The sequence below is a fragment of the Mycobacterium sp. E2327 genome (assembly GCF_001672675.1).
Lineage (GTDB): Bacteria > Actinomycetota > Actinomycetes > Mycobacteriales > Mycobacteriaceae > Mycobacterium.
Genome location: NZ_LZKE01000173.1, coordinates 1 through 881 on the forward strand (window position 1 = coordinate 1; position 881 = coordinate 881).

Annotated in this window: 1 pseudogene; it reads right to left on the minus strand. The window is 75.0% G+C overall.

The annotated features are described in order from the left end of the window. A pseudogene (locus A5712_RS20520) lies at positions 1-881 on the minus strand (hypothetical protein); the annotation flags it as partial.

Genomic DNA, 881 nt, shown 5'->3' on the forward strand with positions numbered 1-881 from the left:
CTCGCGTCGATCGACCTGCGGCCGCGGACGCTGGCGAGCAAGGTTCCGTTCGTCGTGCTGATCATCGGCGCGCTCGGTTGCGGGGCCTGAGGGGCTGGCGCGGCCGGACCGGGCATTGCCGGCCGCACCGGGACCGGCACTTCCGCGGGCAGCGGAGCGGGCACCGGTGCGGGGGCCGGGATCGGCAGGCCGCCCATGGGAATCGAGACCTCGGCGGGCACCGGAGGCTGCGCCGGGGCGGCCGGGGACGGCAGTCCCGGCGTCGGCAGCACCGGCACCACACCCTGGAAGTGCCCGGTTGCCGGGCCGCCCGGCATCCCCGGCAGCGGCGCGACGGGCAGCTGCGCGGGCAGGTGTTGGCCGCCCACGGTCGACGAGCCGTCCGGGGCCCGCAACAGCGCTTCAGGTCCCGACCTCGCCGGCACCGGAGGGGCCCCGGGCGCGGGCATCACCCGGACCGGGACCTCCGGCGGAAGCGGCGGGGGCGGTGGGGCCGGCGGGGGCGCGTCGGAGATCTTGCTGTTCAGCGGCGGCGGCGGAACGCCGTCGGCGGGCTTCGGGCTGCCGACGACGACCCAGTTACCGGCCGGGTCCTGGACCAGGTGCGCGGTGTCCCTCGTCGGGATCATGCCCTGTTTGCGGGCCGCTTCGGCCAGCGCGGGCGCCGATTCCGCCTCGCGCACATCACGTTCCAGCGACTCCTTCTGCTGCTGCAGCATCCGGTTCTTCTCACGGGCGTGGCTCAACTGATAGGACCGCTCGGCGGAGTCGGTGGACAACCACAGGGTCAGGCCCAGCCCCAGGCCGAGCGCGCCGATGATCAGCACGACGAACGGAACCTTGCTCGCCAGCGTCCGCGGCCGCAGGTCGATCGACGCGAG